We start from the raw sequence: 16,936 nt of genomic DNA on the forward strand, positions 1-16,936 counted from the left end.
TCAGGCCTGCGCCGGCGCGGCGAGCACGTCGACGAGGGCGACATGGCGCAGCCCGGCGAAGAGCCGTTCACCGAGCAGGGTCGTGATGAGCGCGGTCTCGCCGGGCCGCCGGGCCGGGCCGACGTCGTTGATGAGGGCGGCGTCGACGGCGGCGACCGCGCGGGCCAGGTCGGCGTACTCGGCGAGCCGGCCGGAGATCGCGCCGTGGTCGAGGCCGTGGCAGACGGCCAGGACGGTGACCAGGTTGGCGACGGCGGGGTCGGTGTCGTCGACCGGCGCGCCCAGCAGCTCGGCGACGCGGCCGAGCGCCCAGTCGCGCGCGGTCTCGGCGACCGGCCGGACGTGCACGCGGCCGTCCTGCGCCACACCGAGCACGACGGGAGCTTCCCGGCCGGCGTCGAGCGCCGCGAGAACGTCCGCGACCTCGGCCAGCGAGAGCCCCCCGATCTCGCGCAACGCGCAGACGAGCCGCAGCCGTTTCACGTGCTCGGGGGAGTACTGCGCCTGGTTGTGCCCGACCCGCCGCCCGGCGGGCAGCAGGCCTTCGCGCAGATAGTACTTGATGGTCGCGACCGGAACACCCGATTCCGCGCTGAGTTCAGCCATCCGCATGGTCGCCGGTACCCCTTCTCGCACCCGTTCGCACGGGAGAGCCCAGTGAACCGCGCGCGGCCCGCGATGGCCCAGCGCAGGTCGCGAAGTCTGGTGGGATGACCACATTTCGCGGCGCGCTGCAGCAGCCGGGAGGGGTCCCCGGCGCTCCGTGAGAGTCTTCTCGTCAACCCGGGTCTGGCCGAGAGGATGTCCGATGCGTCGGGTCGTGCGTGCTCGCGGTCGCTGGAGTGTGGTGCTCGCCGGCCTGTTCCTGGCCGCGAGCGTCGTCACCGCATGCGGGACCGAGGAGCCGCCGGCACGCCCGTGTCCCGGACCCTCGGAGCAACCGGCGCCGTACAACAAGGACGGTGCGTCCTTCCCCGGCCCGGGGACTCGCTTCGCCACCCTGATCAAGGCGACGTCCGGTTATCCCGACCCGCGCGACGGCCACCGGCTGCTGTGGGGCTCGTTCGCGCCGAAGCTTCCGGCGGCGTGGGAACCGGTGCCCGAACCCAGCTCGGATCCGAGCGGACGGCAGGTTCAAGACGGCCGCCACGGTGCCATCTACGCGGCGAAGGTGCAGCTGGTCGTGTGCGAGTACCCGATCTCCGTCGACGCCCGGAGCGTCGGCTACAGCTGCGGGCCGTACCAGGGCGGCGTCGGCGCGATCGCCGTGTACCGCCTGCGATACCGCTACGAAGTGCGGCAAGCGCGCACCGCCGCCCTGGTCGGCAGTTTCGAGCTGGACAGCAGCGCCTACCGCACCCCGGTCGACCTGTTCTGCCCCGACCGGGTCGACCCGGCGGCGCCGGAAGACGCCGCGGTCGCCGAGGTCGTGGCGGACGAAGACCTCGCGACGGCGTTGCGTCCCTACGTCGCCCCGTCGCGGCCCTGAGCCCGGCTGGCCAGCCGGGCGTCGATCTCGGCTTTGGTCGCCGCCAGGTCGACGGAGCTCGACGGGATTTCCTCGGCGCCGGCGGACAAGCGTTGCCGGACGTGCGTGGTCAGCAGATCCATCGGCAACGCCGGCAGTCCGCGCCGGGCCGCCGCGACGGCCGCGCGCAGGACGGCTTCCTTGATGTCCCGGCCGGTCACCCCGTCGATCTTCGCGAGGGTGTCCACGTCGACGTCCGCGGCGAGCGGAAGCTCGTCCGGGAGGTGGTTGCGCCAGAGGGCTTTCCGGGCTTCCGGCCCGGGCAGGCCGAAGTCGACGTGTGTGAGCCGGGACGAGATCGCCGTGTCGTAGCTGCCCTGGAGGTTCGTGGCGAAGATGACCAGGCCTTCGAACGAGTCGAGAGCCATGAGCAGTTCCGTCCGCATGGAGTTGATGGCACTTTCGGCCGCCTGGTCGGGCTGGGAGAACCGGCGGGACAGCAGGGACTCGGCCTCGTCGACGAACAGCACGGCGTTCTGCGTGGCGGCGGACCGGAACAGGTTCACCACGTTCTTGGGGCCGTCTCCGTGGTACTTGCTCTCCAGGTCGGACAGCCTGCTCGTGATGATGCCGCGGTTCAGCCGGTGGGCCACGGCGTGCGCCGCCATCGTCTTCCCGGTGCCCGGCGGGCCGCGGAAGTTGATCGCGACCGAAGGGTTCGGCTCGATCGACCGGAGGTTCCACCGGTCGAAGATCGTCGGCGCGACCTCGACGAAGGCGACGCAGTCGAGCAGCAGCTCGGTCGTCTCCCCGGGCAGGACCAGCTGGTCGAACCGCCACTTGGGCTGGGCGGGGGTCAGGACCGCGGCGCGGGGTTCGGTCTTCGGCGCGGCCTGGGCGCGCTCGGGCGGGGCCGGAGCAGGCTGCCGGGACCCGTATCCGGCCGTGATCGCGAAGGGGCCGGTCCGGTTCCGGCGGGCCATGGTCGAGATCAGCTCGAACAGCCGCACGCGGAACATCGCCAGGTCGGTCGGGCCGGCGTTCGGAATCGTGCCCTCGAAGAAGAAGTCGGACGATCTCGGTTCCACCTGGGCTCTCCCGTCTTCCGGACCGCGGTCAGGTCCTGATCGTGATGACATTCGTGCCACCGAAGCGGTTGTGCAGGGCCGGGTCGAGGGTCTGCGCGTCCCACGACTGCGTGGCGACCTTGACCCCGAGCGGGGAGAAGACGCCGACGACCACCTGGTACCGGCCGGTCGCCAGCCGGTTCTTGATGATTTCGGCCGAGCCCCTGGCCGCCGACCGGGACGCGATGTAACTGTCGACCGCCCGCCAGGACAGGATTTCGACGACAACGGCGGCCGCCGCGGTCCCGGCGCCGGCGAGCAGAGCGAGCAGGATGAGTGTGATCGGTTCCATTTCCCCCGGCTTTCTAGGTGAAGACGATCATTCCGTCGCCTTCGTTCGTCTTCCTGATCAGGTCCTGGTCGGAAGTGGCCGGGGAAGAGACCGCCCGCGCGTCGAGCACCGTGCCGTTTCGCCGGTCGTAGATCGCCTGCACGATCTGGGTGCTCGCGCTGGTGCGGGAAAAGACGCCCGGCACCTCCACGTAGTTGCGGTTGTTCAGCCGTTTGGCCAGGACGACCCCGATCACATCGCGGTCGCGCTGCGGGATACGCCGGCGCGCCGTGAACCAGTCGACGATCTTTCGGAGGGTCAAAACCACGAGAGCCACGACGACCGATCCGACGAACGACGCGATCGCCAAGCTGAGTGAAATGGGTTCCATCACCGTCATCCCCTTCGCCGGAACCATGACTTGAGACCGGCCAGGCTGACTCTCCTGGCGGCCCTTCTTCGTTTTGTGGTCAGCAGGAACACCAGGAACATCAGCGCCAGCGCCGCCCCGGCGCCGACGGAGATGGACACGGCGATCGTGGTTGTCGACATAGTGGTCCTATCGGAAGATGACGAGGTCGGCTTCGGCGAGCCGCCGGCCGAGCTCGGGGCCGAGGGACTTCGCAACCAGCCGCCGGCCGTGCGGATGACCGCTTTCGTCGAGGCAGATGCGGTCGGCGTCGTCGAGGAAGATCTGGAAGAGCAAGTGGCCTTTGGGAAAGGGCAGCCGGAGCAGCGCGCCCGCGGTGATCTTCGGGTCGCCCGGATGGTTCTCGACGAAGTACCGGATGATTTCCTCGAGGTCGACGACCTTGACGCTCCGCGGCCGCGGTCTGATCTTGATGCCGTCGAACATCCTGGTCAACCACCGCAAAGTCTCGTGCAGCATCGGATCGCCGACGCCGACGACCCGGTGACCACTGTCGGTCATGCTCTCTCCTTCGCCGGTCCCTGTGCTTGGTCAGAGCCGCGGGCGGCGCCGCTGATACAGGCCGGTTCGGCCGATGTAACGTTCCCGCCCGGCCGCCGACTCAGGGTTTCGAAGAAGCAGCGCGTCGAATCGTTTCCGATGATTTTCTTTCGAGGTGTGCGCCGTGAACATTACCGAGATTCGAATCCATCCCGCCATCGGTATCGCCCGGGTGGGAAACAGTGAAACCGGATTCTTCGTCGGTCCCGAACGGAAGTGGGACACCGGGGCGCCGGCGGACGGGAAATACAAGGACGAGTGGGGCCGGATCAAGCGCCAGGCCGCGCGGTTCCGGTTGTTCGCCTTCGACGAGCACCACACGGCGTTCGAGCTCGTCGCGGGGGCCGGGGTCGAGATCGAATGGACCGTGCACCTGGTCAACGCCAAGGCGGCGGCCCGGAAGTTCGATTCCGCGTCGACCCGGAACAGTGGCTATTCGGATGACGAGCTCAAGGATCTGGAGATCGACCCCGGGTCGCGAACCGTCAGGGGGACCGGGCAGGAGGCGCTCTTCGACACCGGGGTGTTCAAGCTCAAAGGCCACCGCGCCGAGCGGGTCCCGCTGGGCGCGATCCGCACCGACGAGGCGGGCCGGTTGCTGGTGCTGGGCGGGTTCGGCGCCGCCGGCTCCCCGTCCGGAGCACCGCTCGCTCCCAGCGGCGACAGCGACGACTGGTACGACGACATCTCCGACGGCCCGGTCACCGCCCGGGTGAAGATCGAGGGCAAAGCGCACGACGTGGCCGGCGCCTGGGTGATTGTCGCGCCACCGAAGTTCGCTCCGCCGGTCATCCACGCGGTCCGGCTCTGGGACGTAATGCTCCAGGAACTGGCTCCGCCGGCGGCGTCCGCCCGGCATTCCTACGTCGACGACATCTATCCGATCATCCAGGCGGCGATCGACGCGGGCGGGGTCAACGCGAGCGCGTACAGCACCGAAGACCACGGCAAGACCCGGCTGCACCACGTTTTCCGGCACCCGGTCGACGGACCGGCCAAGGCCGCCATCGCCAAGCGGGTCGACCAGATCGGGACCGGGCACATGCCGATGCTGAGGTCGAAGCTCGACCCGGCCGACCTGGACCTCGAGTTGACACTGACGCAGAAGTGCATGGTCGCGAAGTGGGCGCGGGGAGACAAGGAGGCCAGGCCCCGGTGGAACGCTGCCTGGACCGGCGGGCCGCCGGTGTCGGGTCCGGTCACCCCCGAGGGAATGGACAAGGCAGCGCTGGAGAACTGTGTCGGCGGCCCGCTCTGCCCCGGGATCGAGGCAGGAAAGTTCCTGTTGCAGCCGAAAAAGTACGAATCGGTGCGGACACTGGACGGACGGCCGTCGTTCCGGCTCCGCCAGGGCCGCGCAGTCCTGCCCGGTGAGGTCACCGCGAACATGACGTTGCCGTGGCAGGCCGACTTCGAAGCCTGCGAACACTTCTGGTGGCCCGGCGCCCGGCCGGACGAAGTCAGGGTGGCGGGCTCGCCGGCGGCGGCCCCACGCGAAAAATGGAGACGCGGGTTCAGCCGGGCGGAGTTCGTCGCCGATGGCTGGACGAAGCTGGGGTTCGTCATCCGGCAGCACGACGGCCTGGTCGAGACCGAACGCGCTCCGGACGACCGATGAAGTCCCTGGAGGTCGCGGTGGTCGGCGGCGGCCCCGCCGGCGCGGTGACCGCGCTCCGGCTGGCCCGCCGCGGTGTCGACGTCGGGCTGTACGCACCTCCGGCGGACGACCGGACGCGCGTGGCCGAAACCCTGCCGCCGTCGGTCAATCCGGTGCTGCGCGAGCTGCGGGTCTGGGCCGAGTTCACGGCGCTCGAAGCCGTGGCGTCCTACGAAACCACGGCCGTCTGGGGCGCCGACGAGGTGTCGGCCCGGTCGTTTCTCTTCTGCCCCTACGGCAACGGCTGGCACGTCGACCGGGCGCGCTTCGACCGGATGCTCTCGGACGTCGCGAAGGAGAGCGGGGTGGCGGTGTTCCCGGCCAAGGTGCGCCGGGTGTGCCCCGCGCCGGGCGGGTTCCTCATCGACGCGGCGATCCCGGCCCGGGCGGACGTGGTCGTGGACGCCACCGGGCGCGCCGCGCGGATCTCACGAGGGCTCGGCGCCCGGCAGATCCGGTCCGACCGGCTGGTCTGCGCCGCGAGGACGTTCCCGACACGGCTGGGCGAGCTGCCCGGCGACACGTTCGTGGAGGCGGTGGAACACGGCTGGTGGTACGCGGCCCCCCTGCCGGACGGCCGGCGCACGGTGGCCTGTTTCACCGACGCACCGATAGCGGCGCGGCTGGCGCTGGGCACCCCGGCCGGGTGGACGGCCGCGGCGGCGGGCGCGAGCCACGTCCGGCAGGTCGTGGCCGGCCCGGCGGCGGGTCCGGTCCACGTGGTCACGGCGGCGGCCCACCGGCTGCACCCGTGCACGGGCCCGGGCTGGCTGGCGGTCGGCGACGCGGCGCTGGCCATGGACCCGCTGTCTTCCGGCGGCGTCACCTCGGCCCTGCGGACCGCAAACGCGGCGGCGGACGCACTGCTCACCGGTGACCGGTCGGGGTATGCGGACCTGGTCGACGACCTTGCCGCGGACTACGCCCGGCAGTACTCGGCGGTCTACGGACGGGAGACCCGGTTTCCGCGCGCCGAGTTTTGGGAAGCCCGCCGCAGCGGTCACCAGTCGAGGTCGTAGGGCAGGAAGATCTCGTTCTCGGGGGCGGCCTTGCGGGCAGCCAGGACCTTCGCGGCGGACGGCCCGGCGGTCACGCGCAGCGGCGGGTTCTCCCGCTCGATCGTGTCGGCGACGACCGTCGCCACCTCCTCCGGGGTGACAACTTCACCGCGGGTCTTGACCAGCTCGTCGAACAGCGGGCCGTACGGGTCGTCGGGGGTGCGGTACGTCCTGGCCTTCGCGCCGCCGTTGGTCGTCACCACTCCCGGCTGGACCAGGCTGACCTTCACGCCGAAGTGGCCGGTTTCGATGGCCAGTGCCTCGGCCATCGCCTCCACCGCCCACTTGCTCATCGCGTACGGGCCGATGATCGGCAGCACCATCCGGCCCTGGATGCTCGACAGGAACACCAGGTGCCCGGAGCCGCGTTCCCGCATGCCGGGCAGGGCGGCCTGGACGACACGCAGCGCACCTAGGGTGTTCAGGTCGAAGAGCCGGGCGACCTCGGCGACCGGGACCGTCTCCAGCGGGGCGCGCATGGTCTCGCCGGCGTTGTTGACGACGACGTCGATCGGGCCCGCGGCCTGGATCGCGGCGTCGACGCCGGCCTGGTCGGTGACGTCGAGCCGGAGCCGCTCGGCGATCGGGAGGTCGGCCAGGCTTTCGGGATCGCGGGCGGTGCCGATGACGTGGTGACCGCGGCGGGCGAGCTCCAGGGCCGTGGCGCGGCCGATTCCCTGGGAGGCGCCGGTGATGAGGATCGAAGGCATGAAAACCACGCTAGCACGTATGTATGTCGGCCGACATAATTTGAAGACTGGCGACCGGGCGACTCGGGAAAATCAGCCGCGGGTGAGCGTGTGGGCGCGGCTCGCCAGGACGTCCCGGACCGCGTCGAACGGCTCGGGGCCGCGCAACGCGCGTGAGGTCACCAGCGCTCCCTCGACGCCCGCCACCGTCGCGTGCGCCAGCTCGCGGGCGCCGGCCGGGTCCGCGCCGAACACCACGAACCGGAGCGCCAGGGTCTCGACCATCAGGAAGAACGCGCGCCGGCTGACGGCGCCCAGTTCCTCGGAGGACTCGCCGACCTCGATCACCAGCGGGGCGATCGTGCAGCCGCGGCCGTAACCGCTGTCCTGCATGCCTTTGCGGGCCACCTCGACGTAGGCCCGGACCAGGTCCTCGGCCGTGTCCGCTTCCTCGGCGAGCCGGTTGATCAGGTCGACCTGCTCCCGGGTGTGCTCCTCGGCCGCCTCGGTGGCCATCTGCACCTTGCCCTCGGGAAAGTGGTAGTAGATCGACCCGCGCGGCGCGGCGCTGCGCTCGACCACGTCGGACAGCGCCATCGAGCTGTAGCCGTGTTCGCGGATGAGCTGGCGGGCGGCCCCGACCATGCGCTGCTTGGTGTCCGTACGTCGAGCCATGGCCGAAGTGTACTCTGCGGGCATGTATGACGGACGACATAGTCAGCGATCGTCGGCTTCCCCGGCGCTCGTCCTGGGCGGCGGTGGGCCGGCGGGGGCGTCGTGGACGTCGGCCCTGCTGACCGGGTTGCGCGCGGCCGGGGTCCCGCTGGACGACTCCGATGTGCTCGGGACGTCGGCCGGCTCGGTGGTCGGCGCCTGGCTGACGGGCGAACCGGACGGCCTCGCGGAGGTGCCGGCCCTGATGCACCAGCGCGCGGCCTGGCACGCGGGCAACACCTCGGCCGGGCGTCCGGACACCGGCCTGTTCACCACGCTCGTGGCGGGCACCCGGACGGGAGCCGGCCCCGCCGAGGAGATCGGCCGGGCCGCCATCGCGGCGATGCCGCCGATTTCCGCCGAGCAGGCCGCCGACCTGTGGCAGGCGATGCTGCCCGCGGGCGCGTGGCCGCCGCGGTTGCGGATGACGGCGGTGGACGCCGGCACCGGCCGGGTGCGGGTGTGGTCGGCCCGGGACGGCCTTCCCCTGGCCGTCGGGGTCGCGTGTTCCACCGCGGCCCCCGGGGTCGCTCCGCCGGTCGCGGTGGCGGGCGGGATCTGGCTGGACGGCGGAGTGCGGAGCGGCACCAACGCCGACCTGGTGGCCGGGAACACCGCGGGACCGGGCCGGGGGCTGGTCGCGGCGGCCGGGGACCTCGGGCGGGAAGAGGCTTTCCTGGCCGAGCGTGATCACCGGGTGCTGGTCGTGGCACCCCCGGCGGCTGGGGACCTCGGGCGCGAAGAGGCCTACTTGGCCGAGCGTGGTCACCGGGTGCGCGTCGTCGTCGCGGAACCCTTCTTCTCCGCGCCGATGGATCTGATCGATCCGCGGTTCATCGCCATCGCGGCCGACGCGGGCGCGGCGCAGGCGCGTGCACTGGCGCCGGAACTGCTGACCTGGTGGCACGACTGAGCCGGACCGGAAGCGAGTCTTACGAATCCCTGACCGCCGCCGCGGGACCGGCCGTCGCGACCCGGCATCGGCCTACGCTCGGCCGGGACAGAGGAGGTCACCCTGATCACGTTGGTGCTGATCGGTCTGGTCGGCGGGCTGATCACCGGCATCTCGCCGTGCGTGCTCCCGGTGCTGCCGGTGCTTTTCATGACCGGCGGCACGGGCGCGGCGGCGGCCGCGCCCACCCGGCGCCGGCCGTTCCTCATCGTGGCCGGGCTGGCCTTGAGCTTCAGCCTCGTCACGCTCCTCGGCACCCTCGTGCTCGCCGCGCTGCACCTGCCCGGTGACGTGCTGCGCTGGACGGGACTCGTCGTGCTGGTGGTGCTCGGGATCGCGATGATGGTCCCGCGGGTGCAGGACCTCCTGGAACGGCCGTTCGCCCGCCTGGGCCGCAAATCCGTGCCGGGCGACCGCGGCGCGTTTGTGCTCGGGCTCGCGCTCGGCACCGTCTACGTGCCGTGCGCGGGGCCGGTGCTCGCGGCCATCACCGTGGCCGGCGCGACCCACACGATCGGCGCCGGGACGATCGCGCTCACCGTCGCTTTTGCCGTCGGCACAGCGGTTCCGCTTCTCTTCTTCGCGATGGCGGGCAACCGCGTCGCCGAGCGGGTGAAGGCATTTCGCACCCGGCAACGGCAGGTGCGCGTCGCCGCGGGTGTGGTGGTCATCGGGCTCGCCGTCGCGCTCACGTTCAACCTCGCCGACGCCCTGCAGCGCGCCATTCCCGACTACACCGCGGGACTGAACCAGGCCCTCGGCACGGACAAGGTCGGCGGCGGCAGCCTGCAGGCGTGCGACCCGTCCGACGAGCTGCAGGACTGCGGCACCGCGCCGCAGCTCGCCGGGATCGGCCAGTGGCTCAACACCCCGGGGAAACCTCCGGTGCTGGCCGGAAAAGTCGTGCTCTACGACTTCTGGGCCTACTCCTGCATCAACTGCCAGCGCGCCATCCCGCACGTCGAGGCGTGGTACCAGCGCTACCACGACGCGGGCCTGGAGATCGTCGGGGTGCACACGCCGGAGTACGCGTTCGAGCACGTCCCGGCCAACGTCGCGGCCGGCGCCGCCCGCCAGCACATCACCTACCCCGTGGCGATCGACAACGACTACGCCACCTGGAACGCGTTCGGCAACCAGTCCTGGCCCGCCGAGTACCTCGCCGACGCCGCCGGGCGGGTCCGCCACGTCTCGATCGGCGAAGGCGACTACGACGGCACCGAGTCGCTCATCCGCGAGCTGCTCACCACCGCCGACCCGGCCCGGACGCTGCCCCCGCGCACCGACGTCGCCGACGACACGCCCGCGAACCCCGCGCAGAGCCCGGAAACCTACCTCGGCTCCGAACGCGCCGGCGACGGCGGCGCCCCGGTCGACCTCCACGGCGCGTGGACCACGACCCCCGAGTACCTCACCGCCGGCGACGACGCTTCCCTGACGCTCACCTACAACGCCTCGGTGGTCTACCTCGACGTCGGCGGCACGGGCACAGTCACGGCGACCGCCGGTGGTGTCACGACGGCGATCCCGGTGTCCGGCAGCCCGGACATCCACGCGGTCGTCCAAGCGCCGAATCCGCGGCAGGGCACGGTGACCGTGAAGCTGAGCAAAGGGTTGCAGGCGTATTCCTTCACGTTCGGCTGACGGTAGCCTCGTCCCGTGAAGACGGCTCTGATCGTCGGTGACCTCCAGCGGGGCATCACCGGGAACCACGACTTCGCCGCGGCCGTGCTGCCGCGGGTCGCGGACCTCCTCCCGCGAGCACGCGCCGCCGGGACGCTCGTGGTGTTCATCCGCACCGCTTTCCGCGTCAACCGCGCCGACCTGCCGGACGACGACCCGTTGTTCGCCGGGTTCTTCGACGCCGGCGACTCGTTCCACGAGGGCTCGGCCGGCGCCGAGCCGGCCCTGCCCGTGCACGAGGCGGACGTGGTCGTGCTCAAACGCCGCGCGAGCGCGTTCGCAGGCACAGACCTGGACGTCGTGCTGCGGGCGCGCGGGATCGGCGCGGTGGTCGTCACCGGGGTCGCCACCAGCGCGATGGTCGCCGCCACCTGCTACGACGCCGCCGACCGCGGTTATCGCGTGTCGGTGCTGGCGGACGGGTGCGGTGACGCCGACCCGGAGGTGCACGACCTGTTGGTGCGCAAGGTCTTCCCGGGCCGCGGCTTCACCGTAGGCGCCTGCGCGGACTGGTCGCCGGAAACCTGAGTCACCGGCTCGCCGCCGCGGGCTCGCGGGGCCGGGTCGGGTCGGGGAGGCCGTAGCGGGCGTTGAGCACCTGCATGGCCGCGCCGGCCGCCACGACGTCCGTGCCCAGCGACGTCAGGGAGACGTCCACGGTGAGCCACTCGGCGCCCGGCACCTGGGTGCGCACGGCGTGGTCGACGGCTTCCCGGTAGAGCTCGCCGTGGGGGAGCAGGTCCGCGCCGCCGAGGACGATGTGGCCGAGGTCGAGGGTCTGCAGGAGGTTGACGACGCCGGTCGCGAGCACGGCGGCGGCCGCGGCGGGGTCGGGAGCCTGCTCGTGGACGGCTTCCAGGCAGCCGTGGCGGCCGCAGGCGCAGAGCGGTCCGTCGAGCTGGACGACGGCGTGGCCGAACTCGCTGGCGTTGGTGTGCGCGCCGCGGTGGGCGGCGCCGCCGAGCCACAGCCCGGCGCCCACGCCGGCGTCGACCACGACCAGGGCCGCGTTGCGGAAAGCCGTTCCGCGGCGCCAGGCTTCGGCCGTGACCCCGGCGGTGACGTCCTTGTCCAGCACGACGGGCAGCCCCAGCCGCTGTTCGGCGAGGGCGGCCAGCGGGACGTCACGCCAGTGCCGCAGCCGGTGGGCGCCGCGGACGGTGCCGGTCGACTGGTCGAGCGGCCCGATCATGCCGATCCCGACCCCGGCGAGCTCCGGGCCGGCCAGACCGTGCCCGGCGATCATCGCCGTGACGCCGGCCGCCAGCTCGTCCAGCAGCTGCTCCGGGGTGAAGTCGGCCGGCAGCGGTGTCGCCGTCGACGCGCGGACGTCACCGGCCAGGTCGGCGAGGACCAGGCGCAGCTCGCGGCGGGTGACGTGCGCGCCGATCGCCCAGCGGCTGCCGGGGACCAGGCGGTAGACCGCCGCCGGTTTGCCCCGCGGCGGGCGTCGCACGCCGGCGGGCTCCAGCAGGCCTTCCTCGACCAGCCGGGCCAGCACCTTCGACACGGCCTGCGGGGTCAGCCCGGTGACCTCGGCGACGGTGCCGCGCTCGAGCGTGGGCACGGTCCGGGCCAGCGCGATCACCAGCGCTTCGTGGTAGTCCCGCAGGAAAGCCAGGTGCACGGCGTAACCCTACCGCCGGGCCCTGGTATTAACGCAACAGCGTTGCTAAAGTCGCCGGAATGGACGACCTCACCCGTCGGCGCCGCTGGGCGGCCCTGCTCGCCCTGGCCCTCGGCTCGGTCGCGATCGGGCTGACCGAGTTCGTGCCGGCCGGGCTGCTGCCGGACATCGCGCGCAGCGTGCTCGGCAACGCCGAACCGGACTCGGTCGCGCGGGCCGGCTGGATGATCACCGCGTACGCCCTCGGCGTGGTCGTGGGCGCGCCCGTGCTCGCCACGATCACCGCGCGGATGCGGCGCAAACGGCTGGTGCTCGGGCTGCTGGTGCTGTTCGTGCTCGGCACGGTCGCCTCCGCGGTGGCGTCGACGTTCGGCCTGGTGCTGGTGGCCCGGTTCGCCGCGGGCCTGCCGCACGGCGCGTACTTCGGGGCCGCCGGCCTGCTGGCGGCGACGCTGATGGGGCCGGGCAGCGAGGGGCGCGGGTTCGCCGTGGTGCTCAGCGGGCTGACGGTGGCCAACGTCGCCGGGGTCCCGGTGATCACCCGGCTCGGGCAGGCCGTCGGCTGGCGGCCGGCGTACCTGGTCATCGCCGGGGTCTTCCTGCTCGCGCTGGTGGCGGTGGCGGTCACGGTGCCGGACGCGCCGGCCGCGGGCGGGTCGCCGGCCGACGAGCTGCGCGCGTTGCGCCGGCCGCAGGTGTGGCTGGTGGCGGTGACGGCGTCGATCGGGATCGCCGGGTTCTTCGCCGTCGACAGCTACCTCGCGCCGATCACGACGTCGGTCACCGGGCTGTCGCCGGGCGCGGTCCCGTGGGCGCTCGTCGCGGTCGGGCTCGGCATGACGGTGGGCAACTTCCTGGGCGGCTGGCAGGCCGACCGGAACCTGCGGCGCGCCATGCTGGTGGGCTTCGCCGCGGTGATCGCCGCGAACGTCTACTTCGGACTGACCGTGGGCTCGGCGTTCGGCCTGTTCACCGGCGCGTTCCTGATCGGCGGGACGATCCTGTTCCTGGGCCCGGTGCTGCAGGCCCGGCTGATCGCGGTGGCGCCGGGCGCCCAGCTGATGGGCGCGGCGCTGAACCAGTCGGCGTTCAACACGGCCAACAGCCTCGGCGCGGCGCTGGGCAGCGTGGTCATCGCGGCCGGTCTCGGCTACCGCGCGACGGCGTGGGCCGGCGTGGTGGTGAGCGCGATCGGGCTCGGGCTGGCCGTGGTGGGGTTCGTGGTGGACCGCCGCAAGGCCGAGCGGCGGCCACCGGCCGAGTTGATGGCCGGTTGAGATTCCGTTGTGAACGGCGTGAGACGCTGCGATGATCCGGAAGGTCCCGGCGCCGGGACCGGTGGACCGACACTTGGAGAGACCATGCCGCGTCCCTACGCCAGCGGAGTTGTCGCCGCGCCCGTCGACCAGGTCTGGGCCCGGGTCCGCGCCTTCGGCGACCTGCCCGACTTCCTCGGCGCGATCGGGCACTGCGAGATCGTCGAAGGCGCCGACGGCCACGTCGGAGCCGTCCGCCGGCTGACCCTCGCGGCCGGCGGCGACCCCTTCGACGAGCGGCTGCTCGTCCTCGACGACCCCGCGCGCACCCTCACCTACGCGTTCACCGGGGCGAACCCGTTCGGCGTACGCCGCTACGTCTCGACGATCCGGGTCAGCCCGGTCACCGACACGGGCGAGTCGTTCGTCGAGTGGTGGGCGGAGTACGACGCCGACGCGGACCAGGAAGAGGCGCTCGACCGCACCTTCGCCCAGGACGTCTACGGCGGCGGCATCGCGGGCCTGCGGCAGCTGCTCACCTAGAGGTAATGCCAAGGGAGGCTGGTCGGCTGGGTGACCGGCGGCTTGCCCGCCGCGACGTTTCCCACGGGTAGAAGCAGACGTTGCCCCAGCCTTCGGCCAAGGTCCGAGGGAAGCGTTCCTGGAAAGCTCCACTTCACCTCCGGAGGCCTTCACCTGTCTGCACGACAGGACGTCTACGGCGGCGGCATCGCGGGCCTGCGGCAGCTGCTCACCTAGAGCAGGGCCCTCACCCGGGCGGGATCGGGCCCGTCCGGGCCGAGCACCACCACGGCGTCGTCGAAACCGGCCTCCGCATACCGTCGCAGCGTCTCGCCGACCGGGCCGAGATCGTCCTTTGTGGACACCGTGATGGCGCAGACGATCGCCCGCCGGCCACCGGCGGCGCGGAACCGGTCGTGGGCGGTGATGATCTGCTCAGCCGTGCGGCGGTGGGCCGCCGCCAGCCAGCCGTCGAACTCGCGGGCCGCCCGCTCGACGTTGGCGCCCCACGAGCCGAGGAGCAGCGGTGGCCGTTCGTAGCCGAGCAGGTCCCGTAGCCGCGGCACGTTCTCGCGGAAGGTGCGGAAACGCGCGGTGTAGTCCCGGTCGAGGAGGGCGTAGTCGAGGTCGGTGGACCCGGGGCTGACGCCGAGCGTCAACCGGTTGCCGCACACCGACTTCAGCGACCGGACCCGGTGGGCGAGGTCGGCGGGGTGGTGCAGCGGAACCTGCACGGTGGCCGTGCCCAGTTCCACGTCCTCGGTGGCCGTGGCGGCGACCGCCAGCGTGACGAACGGGTCCGGCACGAAGAAGCCGCGCCCGACTATCTGCGGTGTCCACAAGCTCTCGAAACCCGCGCCCGCCAAGCGTTTCGCCCACTCGGCCACCGCGATCGGCGGGCCGGGGGAAAGGCGGGCGAGCGTCGCTCCCAAACGCATGTCAGCGGGCCCGGTCCGCGGCGAACCGCGCGTACCAGCGCAGCGCGTCCGGATCGTCGACCGACGCGATGTTCGCGGCCTTCTCCAGCGCGCGTCCGGCCAGCAGCTTCTTGATCGGGACCTCCAACCGCTTGCCGCTCAAGGTGTGTGGGACGGCGGGCGCCTCGACGATCTCGTCCGGGACGTGCCGGGCGGTGAGCCGGGTCCGCAGGGTGGTGACGATCTTCTCCTTGAGCGTGTCGTCGAGTGCGTGGCCGGGTGCCGGGACCACGAACAGCCCCAGCCAGTAGCCGTCGTCGGGCCGGTCGACCCCGATCACCAAGGTCTCGGTGATCTCCGGCAGGGTCTCGAGCACGTCGTAGAAGTCGCTGCTGCCCAGCCGGACGCCCTGGCGGTTGAGCGTCGAGTCGGACCGGCCGTGGATGGAGACGCTGCCGTCGGCGTGCATAGTCACCCAGTCGCCGTGGCGCCAGACGCCGGGCCAGGTGTCGAAGTAGGACTCGGTGTAGCGGGCGGCGTCCGGGTCGTTCCACAGGGACACCGGCATCGACGGCATCGGCTGCGTGATCACGAGGTCCCCGACTTCGTCGACCACCGGCTCGCCGTCGGAGTCCCAGGCCGCGCAGTCGACGCCGGCGAGCCGCCCGCCGATGCGGCCCACCCGGACCGGGGTGTACTCGTTGGCGCCGACGAACGAGCCGGAGATGTCGGTGCCGCCACTGGTCGAGTCGATCCGCAGGTCCGGGCGGACGTGCTCCATCAGCCAGTGGTAACCGGCCGACGGCAGCGCCGAGCCGCTGACCATCACGTGCCGCAGCCGGCTCAGGTCGTGCCGGCCCCGGGGCGAGACGTCGGTGTTGGCGGTGACCACCGCGGCGCCCAGCAGCATGACGTCGGCACGGACCCGGGCGGCGACCTCCCAGACCGCGCCCGCCGGGTGGTGGGGCGCGCCTTCGTAGAGCGTGATGGCCGCGCCCTGGGTGAGCGCGCCCAGCTGCATGTTCCACAGCGCCCAGCCGGTCGAGGTGTAGGTGAACATCCGCTCGCCGGCCTTCAGTCCACAGTAGAGCCCGGACCACTTCAGCCCTTCCAGCGTGATGCCGCCGTGGCTGTGCACCAAGCCTTTCGGCAGCCCCGTGGTGCCGGAGGAGAACAGCACCCACAGCGGGTGGGAGAACTCGACCGGCTCGAACTCCGGCGGCGCGTCCTGGGCCAGCAGCTCGTCCCACGACGTCGAGCCGTCCGGGTGCGGCCGGTCGAAGACGTACGGGACGTGGACGAAGTGCCGCAGGGTCGGAAGCTCCTCCCGCAGCCGCGTGACGACGTCGGCGCGGTCGATTTCCTTGCTGTTCCAGTGGTAGCCGTCCGCCGCGATCAGCACGGTGGGTTCGAGCTGCGCGAGCCGTCCGATGGCGCCGTCGGCGCCGAAGTCGGGGGAGCAGCACGCCCACACCGCGCCGACGGCGGCGGTCGCGAGACAGGCGATCACCGCGTGCTCGGTGTTGGGCAGGTAGGCGCCGACCCGGTCGCCGGGGCGCACCCCCGCCCGGCGCAGCCAGCCGGCCGCGGCCGCCACCGACCGGCGCAGGGCGCCGAAAGTCGTCTCGCGCGCGGGCCCGCCACCCTCCTGGACGCAGACCAGCGCGGTGGTGTCGTCCGCCCCGCGGCGCAGCGCGTGCTGCGCCCAGTTCAGCCGTCCGCCGGTGAACCAGCGGGTGTGCGGCATGGGATCGGCGGTGCGCACGCGTGTCCACGGCGTGCTGAACTCGACGTCGTAGTAGTCGACGATCGAGGTCCAGAACCGGTCCAGGTCCTCGACCGACCAGGCCCAGAGTGTGTCGTGGTCGGGGAACGGCCGCTCCTCGCGGCGCTCCAGCCAGTTCAGGTACGCGCGCAGCGGGGAGTTCTCGATGCGGTCCGCCGCCGGGCTCCAGAGCACGTCCATACCGGAAACATAGAGACAGTTCGCCGCGCGCCCCGGCGCCGTTGACGGGGATTTGAGAA

Annotated in this window: 19 protein-coding genes; 8 read left to right on the forward strand and 11 right to left on the reverse strand. The window is 72.1% G+C overall.

Going from position 1 to position 16,936, the window contains the following annotated elements:
* A complete protein-coding gene (locus ACZ63J_RS20885) occupies window positions 1-606 on the reverse strand; it encodes a MerR family transcriptional regulator (RefSeq protein WP_465339846.1) in 606 nt (201 codons plus the stop codon).
* A gap of 202 nt (window positions 607-808) precedes the next feature.
* On the opposite strand from ACZ63J_RS20885, the gene ACZ63J_RS20890 reads away from it, so the two are divergent.
* Entirely contained in the window at window positions 809-1,489 is a 681-nt protein-coding gene (locus ACZ63J_RS20890; protein ID WP_465402387.1) for a hypothetical protein, read from the forward strand.
* On the opposite strand, the gene ACZ63J_RS20895 is transcribed toward ACZ63J_RS20890, so the two are convergent.
* The 5 genes from ACZ63J_RS20895 to ACZ63J_RS20915 are packed head-to-tail and all read right to left on the reverse strand — an operon-like array spanning window position 1,465 to window position 3,797.
* Complete coding sequence (locus ACZ63J_RS20895) at window positions 1,465-2,556, reverse strand: ATP-binding protein (RefSeq protein ID WP_465402385.1); 1,092 nt, start codon at window positions 2,554-2,556, stop codon at window positions 1,465-1,467. The genes ACZ63J_RS20890 and ACZ63J_RS20895 overlap by 25 nt on opposite strands.
* Window positions 2,557-2,584: 28 nt before the next feature.
* Window positions 2,585-2,887 (reverse strand): hypothetical protein, encoded by a 303-nt coding sequence (locus tag ACZ63J_RS20900; protein WP_465339849.1) that lies wholly within the window; start codon window positions 2,885-2,887, stop codon window positions 2,585-2,587.
* 13 nt (window positions 2,888-2,900) lie between these two features.
* Complete coding sequence (locus ACZ63J_RS20905; RefSeq protein WP_465402383.1) at window positions 2,901-3,266, reverse strand: hypothetical protein; 366 nt, start codon at window positions 3,264-3,266, stop codon at window positions 2,901-2,903.
* On the reverse strand, window positions 3,263-3,418 hold the full coding sequence (locus tag ACZ63J_RS20910) for a hypothetical protein (protein WP_465402381.1): 156 nt from the start codon (window positions 3,416-3,418) through the stop codon (window positions 3,263-3,265). The genes ACZ63J_RS20905 and ACZ63J_RS20910 overlap by 4 nt, the downstream gene beginning before the upstream one ends.
* 7 nt (window positions 3,419-3,425) lie before the next feature.
* Window positions 3,426-3,797, reverse strand: a complete 372-nt coding sequence (locus ACZ63J_RS20915; protein WP_465402379.1) for a hypothetical protein — start codon at window positions 3,795-3,797, stop codon at window positions 3,426-3,428.
* A gap of 163 nt (window positions 3,798-3,960) precedes the next feature.
* Here ACZ63J_RS20915 and ACZ63J_RS20920 point away from each other — a divergent pair, with 163 nt between their 5' ends.
* The gene (locus ACZ63J_RS20920) at window positions 3,961-5,454 is read left to right on the forward strand and encodes a LodA/GoxA family CTQ-dependent oxidase (protein ID WP_465439563.1); all 1,494 of its coding nucleotides are present in this window, start codon (window positions 3,961-3,963) and stop codon (window positions 5,452-5,454) included.
* Entirely contained in the window at window positions 5,451-6,512 is a 1,062-nt protein-coding gene (locus ACZ63J_RS20925; protein ID WP_465402375.1) for an NAD(P)/FAD-dependent oxidoreductase, read from the forward strand. Before ACZ63J_RS20920 ends, ACZ63J_RS20925 begins: the two co-directional genes overlap by 4 nt.
* Here the strand turns inward: ACZ63J_RS20925 and ACZ63J_RS20930 are convergent.
* Entirely contained in the window at window positions 6,494-7,261 is a 768-nt protein-coding gene (locus ACZ63J_RS20930) for an SDR family oxidoreductase (RefSeq protein ID WP_465402374.1), read from the reverse strand. The genes ACZ63J_RS20925 and ACZ63J_RS20930 overlap by 19 nt on opposite strands.
* Window positions 7,262-7,333: 72 nt before the next feature.
* Entirely contained in the window at window positions 7,334-7,915 is a 582-nt protein-coding gene (locus ACZ63J_RS20935; RefSeq protein ID WP_465402372.1) for a TetR/AcrR family transcriptional regulator, read from the reverse strand.
* Between the two features lie 22 nt (window positions 7,916-7,937).
* Between ACZ63J_RS20935 and ACZ63J_RS20940 the strand changes: the two genes are divergently transcribed.
* The 3 genes from ACZ63J_RS20940 (at window position 7,938) to ACZ63J_RS20950 (ending at window position 11,117) form a co-directional block, all read left to right on the forward strand.
* On the forward strand, window positions 7,938-8,867 hold the full coding sequence (locus ACZ63J_RS20940; RefSeq protein ID WP_465402371.1) for a patatin-like phospholipase family protein: 930 nt from the start codon (window positions 7,938-7,940) through the stop codon (window positions 8,865-8,867).
* A gap of 114 nt (window positions 8,868-8,981) precedes the next feature.
* Complete coding sequence (locus ACZ63J_RS20945) at window positions 8,982-10,550, forward strand: cytochrome c biogenesis protein CcdA (protein ID WP_465402418.1); 1,569 nt, start codon at window positions 8,982-8,984, stop codon at window positions 10,548-10,550.
* A gap of 15 nt (window positions 10,551-10,565) precedes the next feature.
* Window positions 10,566-11,117: a cysteine hydrolase family protein gene (locus ACZ63J_RS20950; protein WP_465402369.1), complete on the forward strand. Its 552-nt coding sequence runs from the start codon at window positions 10,566-10,568 to the stop codon at window positions 11,115-11,117.
* Window position 11,118: 1 nt separating this feature from the next.
* Here the strand turns inward: ACZ63J_RS20950 and ACZ63J_RS20955 are convergent, their stop codons facing one another.
* Window positions 11,119-12,216 (reverse strand): ROK family protein, encoded by a 1,098-nt coding sequence (locus ACZ63J_RS20955; RefSeq protein ID WP_465402367.1) that lies wholly within the window; start codon window positions 12,214-12,216, stop codon window positions 11,119-11,121.
* Between the two features lie 59 nt (window positions 12,217-12,275).
* Here ACZ63J_RS20955 and ACZ63J_RS20960 point away from each other — a divergent pair, with 59 nt between their 5' ends.
* The gene (locus ACZ63J_RS20960) at window positions 12,276-13,493 is read left to right on the forward strand and encodes an MFS transporter (protein ID WP_465402365.1); all 1,218 of its coding nucleotides are present in this window, start codon (window positions 12,276-12,278) and stop codon (window positions 13,491-13,493) included.
* Between the two features lie 84 nt (window positions 13,494-13,577).
* Window positions 13,578-14,015, forward strand: coding sequence for an SRPBCC family protein (locus tag ACZ63J_RS20965; protein WP_465314364.1), 438 nt, complete (start codon window positions 13,578-13,580; stop codon window positions 14,013-14,015).
* Window positions 14,016-14,227: 212 nt separating this feature from the next.
* On the opposite strand, the gene ACZ63J_RS20970 is transcribed toward ACZ63J_RS20965, so the two are convergent.
* Both ACZ63J_RS20970 and ACZ63J_RS20975 read right to left on the reverse strand, forming a co-directional pair.
* Window positions 14,228-14,932, reverse strand: a complete 705-nt coding sequence (locus tag ACZ63J_RS20970) for an LLM class flavin-dependent oxidoreductase (RefSeq protein ID WP_465402363.1) — start codon at window positions 14,930-14,932, stop codon at window positions 14,228-14,230.
* Between the two features lies 1 nt (window position 14,933).
* Window positions 14,934-16,877, reverse strand: coding sequence for an acetoacetate--CoA ligase (locus ACZ63J_RS20975; RefSeq protein ID WP_465402361.1), 1,944 nt, complete (start codon window positions 16,875-16,877; stop codon window positions 14,934-14,936).
* Window positions 16,878-16,936: the final 59 nt, after the last annotated feature.

The sequence above is a fragment of the Amycolatopsis sp. NPDC104863 genome (assembly GCF_055582965.1).

Coding starts and splice junctions, on each gene's coding strand:
- ACZ63J_RS20885 (WP_465339846.1), bottom strand. CDS start 606: ATGGCTGAACTCAGCGCGGAATCGGGTGTTCCGGTCGCGACCATCAAG.
- ACZ63J_RS20890 (WP_465402387.1), top strand. CDS start 809: ATGCGTCGGGTCGTGCGTGCTCGCGGTCGCTGGAGTGTGGTGCTCGCC.
- ACZ63J_RS20900 (WP_465339849.1), bottom strand. CDS start 2,887: ATGGAACCGATCACACTCATCCTGCTCGCTCTGCTCGCCGGCGCCGGG.
- ACZ63J_RS20905 (WP_465402383.1), bottom strand. CDS start 3,266: ATGACGGTGATGGAACCCATTTCACTCAGCTTGGCGATCGCGTCGTTC.
- ACZ63J_RS20910 (WP_465402381.1), bottom strand. CDS start 3,418: ATGTCGACAACCACGATCGCCGTGTCCATCTCCGTCGGCGCCGGGGCG.
- ACZ63J_RS20915 (WP_465402379.1), bottom strand. CDS start 3,797: ATGACCGACAGTGGTCACCGGGTCGTCGGCGTCGGCGATCCGATGCTG.
- ACZ63J_RS20925 (WP_465402375.1), top strand. CDS start 5,451: ATGAAGTCCCTGGAGGTCGCGGTGGTCGGCGGCGGCCCCGCCGGCGCG.
- ACZ63J_RS20930 (WP_465402374.1), bottom strand. CDS start 7,261: ATGCCTTCGATCCTCATCACCGGCGCCTCCCAGGGAATCGGCCGCGCC.
- ACZ63J_RS20935 (WP_465402372.1), bottom strand. CDS start 7,915: ATGGCTCGACGTACGGACACCAAGCAGCGCATGGTCGGGGCCGCCCGC.
- ACZ63J_RS20940 (WP_465402371.1), top strand. CDS start 7,938: ATGTATGACGGACGACATAGTCAGCGATCGTCGGCTTCCCCGGCGCTC.
- ACZ63J_RS20960 (WP_465402365.1), top strand. CDS start 12,276: ATGGACGACCTCACCCGTCGGCGCCGCTGGGCGGCCCTGCTCGCCCTG.
- ACZ63J_RS20965 (WP_465314364.1), top strand. CDS start 13,578: ATGCCGCGTCCCTACGCCAGCGGAGTTGTCGCCGCGCCCGTCGACCAG.
- ACZ63J_RS20970 (WP_465402363.1), bottom strand. CDS start 14,932: ATGCGTTTGGGAGCGACGCTCGCCCGCCTTTCCCCCGGCCCGCCGATC.
- ACZ63J_RS20975 (WP_465402361.1), bottom strand. CDS start 16,877: ATGGACGTGCTCTGGAGCCCGGCGGCGGACCGCATCGAGAACTCCCCG.